Origin of the sequence: uncultured Cellulomonas sp. (assembly GCF_963527515.1) — a bacterium.
In the GTDB taxonomy this organism is placed as follows: Bacteria; Actinomycetota; Actinomycetes; order Actinomycetales; family Cellulomonadaceae; genus Cellulomonas.
The window spans coordinates 1-7,276 of the sequence record NZ_CAURTV010000141.1 but is presented as its reverse complement, the minus strand read 5'-3'; the positions used below and the strand labels follow the sequence as shown (position 1 = coordinate 7,276).

The 7,276-nt window shown below is 73.8% G+C and carries 8 protein-coding genes and 2 pseudogenes; 6 read left to right on the top strand and 4 right to left on the bottom strand.

The window, feature by feature from the left end:
• From RYN42_RS18855 to RYN42_RS18830, 6 genes and pseudogenes are all read left to right on the top strand, one after another.
• Positions 1–249, top strand: a pseudogene (locus RYN42_RS18855) (alpha-xylosidase); the annotation flags it as partial.
• A gap of 154 nt (positions 250–403) precedes the next feature.
• On the top strand, positions 404–1,846 hold the full coding sequence (locus tag RYN42_RS18850; RefSeq protein WP_315098730.1) for a GH1 family beta-glucosidase: 1,443 nt from the start codon (positions 404–406) through the stop codon (positions 1,844–1,846).
• A 103-nt stretch (positions 1,847–1,949) separates the two neighbouring features.
• Entirely contained in the window at positions 1,950–2,249 is a 300-nt protein-coding gene (locus RYN42_RS18845; RefSeq protein ID WP_315098728.1) for a hypothetical protein, read from the top strand.
• A complete protein-coding gene (locus tag RYN42_RS18840; protein WP_315098725.1) occupies positions 2,246–3,082 on the top strand; it encodes an HAD-IIB family hydrolase in 837 nt (278 codons plus the stop codon). Before RYN42_RS18845 ends, RYN42_RS18840 begins: the two co-directional genes overlap by 4 nt.
• A complete protein-coding gene (locus tag RYN42_RS18835) occupies positions 3,079–3,861 on the top strand; it encodes an alpha/beta hydrolase (protein ID WP_315098722.1) in 783 nt (260 codons plus the stop codon). Before RYN42_RS18840 ends, RYN42_RS18835 begins: the two co-directional genes overlap by 4 nt.
• Positions 3,858–4,640: an alpha/beta hydrolase gene (locus tag RYN42_RS18830; RefSeq protein ID WP_315098719.1), complete on the top strand. Its 783-nt coding sequence runs from the start codon at positions 3,858–3,860 to the stop codon at positions 4,638–4,640. The genes RYN42_RS18835 and RYN42_RS18830 overlap by 4 nt, the downstream gene beginning before the upstream one ends.
• Here the strand turns inward: RYN42_RS18830 and RYN42_RS18825 are convergent.
• The 4 genes and pseudogenes from RYN42_RS18825 to RYN42_RS18810 form a co-directional block, all read right to left on the bottom strand.
• On the bottom strand, positions 4,624–6,000 hold the full coding sequence (locus tag RYN42_RS18825; RefSeq protein ID WP_315098716.1) for a gluconate:H+ symporter: 1,377 nt from the start codon (positions 5,998–6,000) through the stop codon (positions 4,624–4,626). The two genes, RYN42_RS18830 and RYN42_RS18825, sit on opposite strands and share 17 nt — an antisense overlap.
• A complete protein-coding gene (locus tag RYN42_RS18820) occupies positions 5,997–6,518 on the bottom strand; it encodes a gluconokinase (RefSeq protein ID WP_315098713.1) in 522 nt (173 codons plus the stop codon). The genes RYN42_RS18825 and RYN42_RS18820 overlap by 4 nt, the downstream gene beginning before the upstream one ends.
• 101 nt (positions 6,519–6,619) lie before the next feature.
• Positions 6,620–7,039 carry a hypothetical protein gene (locus RYN42_RS18815; protein WP_315098710.1) on the bottom strand — a complete coding sequence of 140 codons (420 nt, stop codon included), beginning with the start codon at positions 7,037–7,039 and terminating at the stop codon, positions 6,620–6,622.
• Between the two features lie 22 nt (positions 7,040–7,061).
• A pseudogene (locus RYN42_RS18810) lies at positions 7,062–7,276 on the bottom strand (calcium-binding protein); the annotation flags it as partial.

Genomic DNA, 7,276 nt, shown 5'->3' with positions numbered 1-7,276 from the left:
CGGCCGGACTACGCCTGGGCCGACGGGGTCACGCTCCACCTGGTCGAGCTGGTCGACGGGCACCGGTCCGTGACCACGGTGCCGGCACCGGACGGCGGGGAGCCGACGACCTTCGTCGTGCACCGCGACGGCGGGTCGGTGCGCGTGGAGGCGCGCCACGCGTCCGGCCCGTGGCGGGTGCGTCTCGGCTTCGGCGAGGCCGGGGCCGATGCGGCAGTCGATCAAGGATCGGTCGAACTGACGGTCTGAGTGGCCCCGCCAGGGGTGGCGGGAGCGTTCCCACCCCATGTATCGTATCGTTTCGACAACCGCACAGGAGTGGCCGGGACAGGATCGGCGCAGCCGCCGTCCAGCCGTCCGAGCCCCCGTGCTGACCCGTCCGCTCGACTCGAAGGACCCGCACATGACCATCTCGCGCCCCTCCGGACGCCAGTTCCCCGCCGACTTCCTCTGGGGGTCGGCCACGGCGTCGTACCAGATCGAGGGGGCGTTCGACGAGGACGGCCGCGGGCCCTCCATCTGGGACACGTTCTCCCGGACGCCTGGCAAGGTGCTCGACGGTGACACCGGGGACGTGGCGGTCGACCACTACCACCGGGTCCCGCAGGACGTCGCGATCATGCAGGACCTGGGCCTGCAGGCCTACCGGTTCTCGATCGCCTGGCCCCGCGTGCAGCCCACCGGCTCCGGCGAGTTCAACCAGGCCGGGCTCGACTTCTACAGCGACCTCGTGGACCAGCTCATCGCCGCCGGCATCAAGCCCGTCGTGACGCTCTACCACTGGGACCTCCCGCAGCCGCTCGAGGACGAGGGCGGCTGGGCCAACCGGCAGACCGCGCTCCAGTTCGAGGCTTACGCCCGCAAGCTGGCCGAGGTGCTCGGGGACCGGGTCCACCTGTGGACCACGCTCAACGAGCCGTGGTGCTCCGCGTTCCTCGGGTACGCGTCCGGCGTGCACGCGCCGGGAGTGACCGACAACGCCACGGCGCTCGCGGCTGTGCACCACCTCAACCTCGCGCACGGGCTGGCCGGCCGCGCGATCAAGGACGTGCTGGGCCAGGACACCCCGATCTCGGTGACGCTGAACCTGCACGTGACGCGCGCCGCGACCGACTCCCCGGAGGACGTCGAGGCCAAGCGCCGCATCGACACCATCGCCAACGAGGTGTTCCTGCGCCCGATGCTCGACGGCGAGTACCCCAAGGAGGTGTTCGCGGACACCGAGGACATCACCGACTGGTCCTTCGTGCAGGAGGGCGACCTGGACCTCATCAAGGTCCCGCTCGCCCTGCTCGGCATCAACTACTACTCCACCGGTCGCGTGAAGCACGGCGTCCCCGCGGGCGGCGACGGCACCCCCGGCCCGGACGGGCACCGCTCGTCCGAGAACAGCCCGTGGGTCGGCGCCACGCACGTCGAGTGGCTCCCGCAGCCCGGCCCGCACACGGCGATGGGCTGGAACATCGAGCCGCAGGGCCTCGTCGACCTGCTCCTCGAGGTGCACGACCGCTACCCGGGCGTGCCCATGGCCATCACGGAGAACGGCGCCGCGTTCTACGACGAGGTCAGCGCCGACGGCCGCGTCCACGACGCCGACCGCGTGGCCTACCTGCACGACCACATCGACGCCGTCGGCGAGGCCGTCGACCGCGGGGCCGACGTCCGGGGCTACTTCGTGTGGTCGCTGCTGGACAACTTCGAGTGGTCCTACGGGTACGACCGGCGCTTCGGTGTGGTCCGCGTCGACTACGACACCCAGGAGCGCACGGTGAAGGACTCGGGCCGCTGGTACCGCGAGCTCCTGCGCACCCGCACGATCCCGACCCCGGAGTCCGCCGCTCTCTGACCCACCCTCCACCGCAACGTCCGAGCAAGTGGCTGCCCTGGCGCTCACTTGCTCGGACGTTGTGATTGAGCACGCACCGGGAGGCGTGGGGGAGGATGAGGGGGTGGGACGACGATCGACGAAGCGGCCGTACGGCGCGGAGCACGTCGAGGTCGACCTCGATCGCGCCACGGGTGGCCGGCAGTCGGAGTCCGGACCCGACGGCGAGTGGGTGGTCCAGCGGGTGCGCGGGTCGGACCGCGAGTACCGCTGCCCCGGCTGCGACCAGCTGGTGAGCGCCGGCACCCCGCACGTCGTGGCCTGGCGGTCCGACGGGCTGTTCGGCGAGGCGCTCGACGACCGCCGGCACTGGCACGCCTCCTGCTGGCAGGCGCGCGCCCGACGCGGACCGACCCGCCGATGACGCGCGCACCTCGGCTCGTCGCCACGGACCTGGACGGCACCCTGCTGCGCCCGGACGGCACGGTCTCGCCGCGCACGGCAGCCGCCCTGGTGCGGGCCGCCGACGCCGGCGTCGAGGTCGTGTTCGTCACCGCCCGGCCGCCACGCTGGCTGCAGCAGCTGGCGCCGCACGTCGCGGGTCACGGCGTGGCCATCTGCGCGAACGGCGCCGCGGTCCTCGAGGTCGGCACGGGTCGCGTCCTCGCCGAGCGCGGCATGTCTCCCGAGGTGGTCGCCCGGATCGCGGAGCGCGTCCGCGCCGCCTGGGGCGGGCCGCAGGCCGTGCACCTCGCGGCCGAGAGCGTGGACGGGTTCGCCCAGGAGCCGCGGTTCCGCTACCCGCACGACGAGCCGCCGGGCACGCCGGTGGCCGTCCGCATCGAGGAGCTCCTGCGTCCGGCGACCTACAAGCTGCTGGTCCGTTCCACGCGACTGGTCACTCCGACGTTCTGCGACGAGCTCGCGGTCGTGGTCGGCGACCTGGGCATCGTCGCCGACTCCGGCGCGTCCGGGCTCGGGGAGATCTCCGGCCCGGGGGTGACCAAGGCCGCGACGCTCGCCGACTGGGCGGCGGCGCGCGGGATCGACCCCGCGGACGTCTGGGCGGTCGGGGACGCCCCGAACGACCTGTCGATGCTCGGCTGGGCCGGCACCTCGTTCGCCATGGGCAACGCCCACCCGGCGGTCTTCGCGGCGGCGACCCGGCGCTGCGCCTCGAACGCGGACGACGGCGTCGCCGACGTGCTGGAGCTCGCGGGTGCGCTGGCCGAGGGCGTCCTAGGCTCGTCCCGATGACCACGCACACCACGGACGCCACGGACACCTCCGACCCCGGCCTCATCCGCTCGCTGACCGTCCTGCCCGCCGCGCGCGAGGACGTCGAGCTGCACACCGCCGACGGCCTCACGCTCGTCGGAGAGCTGGCCCGCCCGGCCGACCGACCCCCCGTCGCGACGCTGGTCACCCTGCACCCGCTGCCGACGCACGGCGGCTACATGGACTCGCACGTCCTGCGCAAGGCCGCCTGGCGGCTGCCCGCCCTGGCGGACCTCGCGGTGCTCCGGTTCAACACGCGCGGCACGGTCAGCCCGCGGGGCACCAGCGGTGGCGCGTTCGACGGTGGCGTGGGCGAGCAGTACGACGTGCACGCCGCGATCGAGTTCGCCGAGTTCCACGACCTGCCCCGCCGCTGGCTGGTCGGCTGGTCGTTCGGCACCGAGCTGGCCCTCATGCACGGTCGGGACCCGTCGATCGAGGGCGCGATCCTGCTGTCGCCGCCCCTGCACCGCGCCGGCGACGCGGACCTGGACGCCTGGGCCGCGTTCGGCAAGCCGCTGGTGGTGCTGGTCCCGGAGCTCGACGACTACCTGCGCCCGGCCGAGGCGCGGCGCCGGTTCGCCCGCGTGCCGCAGGCGGAGGTCATCGGCGTCGACGGCGCGAAGCACCTCTGGGTGGGCGAGTCGGCCGTCCGGCGCGTGCTGGACGAGATCGTCGCCCACGTCCGCACCGACCACCCGGTCCCGCTCCCGACGCACTGGACCGGTCCGAGCACGACGGCGAAGGACGACGCATGAGCCTGCACACCTACCGCTCCGAGGGCGACGGCCTGCCGCTGGTCCTTCTGCACGGCTTCCCCCTCGACCACCGCATGTGGGACGAGGTCGCCCGTCGGATCCCGCCGGGCCGGCCGGTGCACGCCGTGGACCTGCCGGGGACGCCGGGACACGCGTCGGACCTGCCCGAGCCGTCGCTGGACGCCTCGGCCGACCTGGTCGCGTCGGAGCTCCGGGCGGCGGGCGTCGACCGCGCGGTCGTCGCCGGGCTGTCCATGGGCGGCTACGTCGCGCTGGCGCTCCTGGAGCGGCACCCGGACCTCGTCGCGGCGCTCGGCCTGGTCGACACCAAGTCGACGGCGGACGCCCCCGAGGCGCGCGCCAACCGGCTCCGGATCGCCGACGAGGCGGAGGCGACGCGCTCGGTCGAGCCGGTCCGCGCGATGGCGTCGTCGCTGCTGGGCGAGACCACCCGCACCGCGCAGCCGCGGGTCGCCGCCGAGGTCGCCGCCTGGATCGAGCAGCAGGAGCCCGCCGGGATCGCGTGGTCCCAGCGGGCGATGGCCGCGCGGCCGGACCGCACGGAGGTGCTGCGGGCGTTCGACGGGCCTGTCGTCGTGGTCGTCGGCGACGAGGACACGGTCACCCCCGTCGAGGCCGCCGAGCACCTCGTGGGGACCGCCGCTCACGGGCGGCTCGTCGTCGTCCCGCAGGCGGGTCACCTGTCGTCGGTCGAGCAGCCGGACGTCGTCGCCGAGGCGCTCGCCGAGCTGGCCCAGGGCGCTACATCACCAGGCTGAGCAGCAGCACGAAGACCAGCGCGGTCACCGACAGGACCGTCTCCATGAGCGACCAGGTCTTGAACGTCTGGCCGACGGTCATCTTGAAGTACTCCTTGACCAGCCAGAACCCGGCGTCGTTGACGTGGCTGAGGAAGACCGACCCGGCACCGATGGCCAGCACGAGCAGGGCGACGTGGGTCGTCGAGAGGTCCGTCGCGAGCGGGGCCATGATGCCGGCCGCGGTGATCGTGGCCACCGTGGCCGATCCCGTCGCCAGCCGGATGAGCACGGCGACCAGCCAGCCGGCCAGCAGCGGCGGGATCGCGGCGTCCTCGATCCCGCCGGCGATGACGTCACCGACTCCGGAGTCGACGAGCGTCTGCTTGAACCCGCCACCCGCGGCGACGATGAGCAGGATGCTGGCGATCGGGGCGAACGACGAGTCCACCAGCTTGCTCACCTGGGCCCTGGTGCTGCCGAGCGCGGTCCCGAGGGCCACCATGGCCACCAGCGTGGTGATGAGCAGCGCGACGAGCGGCGTGCCCAGGAACACGAGCACCTGGCCGGCCGTGGAGTCCCCGACGCCGGCGGCCTCGACCACCGTCCGCAGGAGCATGAGCACGACCGGCATCAGGACCACCATGAGTGCGACGCCGAAGCTCGGTCGCCGGGTGTCTTCGTCCGTGCGCGCCTCGCCCAGGAAGACCTCGGGCGGTGGCAGGACGACCCACCGGCCGAGCGGCTTGGCCAGCAGCGGGCCGGAGATGATCACGGTGGGGATGGCCACCAGGAGCCCGAGGCCCAGGGTCGTGCCGAGGTCGGCGCCGAGCGCCTCGATCGCAATGAGCGGCCCGGGGTGCGGCGGCACGAGCCCGTGGAGTGCGGAGAGGCCGGCCAGGGCGGGGATGCCGAGCGCGATCATCGACAGCTTCGACCGCCTGGCGACGAGCATGACCACGGGGATGAGCAGGACGACGCCGACCTCGAAGAAGAGCGGGATCCCGATGACGAAGGCGATGAGCGCCATCGCCCAGGGCAGCCGCTGGACCGCGGTGCGCGCGAGGATCGCGTCCACGATCGAGTCCGCACCACCGCTGTCGATGAGCAGCTTGCCGATGATCGCCCCGAGCGCGATGAGCAGCCCGACCCCGGCCACGGTCGTGCCGACGCCGTCCACGAAGCTGCTGAACGCGTCCGTGTAGGCGATGCCCGCCAGCACCGCCAGCACGCCGGCCCCGAGCGTCAGGGCCAGGAACGGGTGCATCTTCAGGCCCACGATGAGCGCGACGATGACGAGGATGCCGACGATCGCGGCCACGACGAGCTGCGTCTCGCTGACGCCCTCCGCCGCCGCGGAGACGAGCTGCTGGGTGATCACGAGCGCTCCTCGGCGAGGTGCAGGGCGGCCAGCGCATGGTCGGCCACGGCGTCGGGCGGCGCCTCGACGGACAGCGTCAGGCCGTCCTCGGCGTCGGTCAGCGGCTCGAGGGTGGACAGCTGCGAGGCCAGGAGCGACGTCGGCATGAAGTGCCCGGACCGGTGCTCCATGCGTTCCGCGAGCAGCGGTGCGCCGGCGGCCAGGTGCACGAACCGCACCCGCCCCTCGGCCTGTCGCAGCAGGTCCCGGTACGCGACCTTGAGCGCGGAGCACGTGACGATGGCGCTCTGCCCGGCGCGGGACTGCTCGGTCATCCAGTCCCGGATCGCGCGCAGCCACGGCCACCGGTCCTCGTCGGTGAGCGGCTCGCCGGCGGACATCTTCGCGATGTTGGCCGGCGGATGGAACTCGTCGGCCTCCGCGTAGGGGCGCCCGAGGCGCTCGGCCAGCAGGAGGGCGACGGTGGTCTTGCCGGACCCCGCCACACCCATGACGACGATGTGCTCGATCTCGGTCATGCGCCGACGCCCCCAGGTGTCCACAGCCGCTCTGCCACTGCGACCCTCCCACGGAGGCTGGTCGCGCGCGCGACGAGGGGCGGGGACCTACCGCCGGCGGGTCATCGGGCCAGGACGCGGGCCAGCGCGTCGGCCATGTCGAGGGACTCGCCGTCCTTGCCGCCGGCTCCGATCACCAGCGGGGGAGCGGACGGCTCGGGGGTCACGCCACGGAGCCGGGCCGTGAGGCTGGACGGCGCCGTCAGGACGTAGAACCGGCCCTCGGTGTCGATCGCGACGGTCTCGTCGCGCCGCAGGTACCAGCCGGTCAGAGGAGTCCGGTAGTGCGCGCGCCCGTCGTAGCTGCGCGCCATGAGCGGGACGGGCGACGGACCGGACGCGAGCGCCCGCCGCACGAACGCGTCGATCAGCTCCTGCGCCCGCGCGGACTCGGCGCGCTGTCGGTCGGCCAGCAGCTCGCCGTGCGCCGCCGCGGCCGCGCGCCTCTGCTCGCGCCATGCGGCCGCCTTGTCGTCCGTCACGTCGCCCCTGTGCTCGTGCCGGTCAGCGGGTGGGCGCGGTCGCGTCGTCCGTGGCGGGCTGCTCGTCCTGGGCATCGGCACCGGCCGGGGCGTCCTTGACGTCCGCGTCCACCGGCGCCTCCGTCGCCTCCGTCGGCTCCTGCGGCTCCGGCGTCGGCTCGTCGGCCTGCTGCTCGCCGGGCGCCTCGGCCACGACCGGGACGGCCGCGGACACGGGCGCGGGCCGCGACTTGGTGG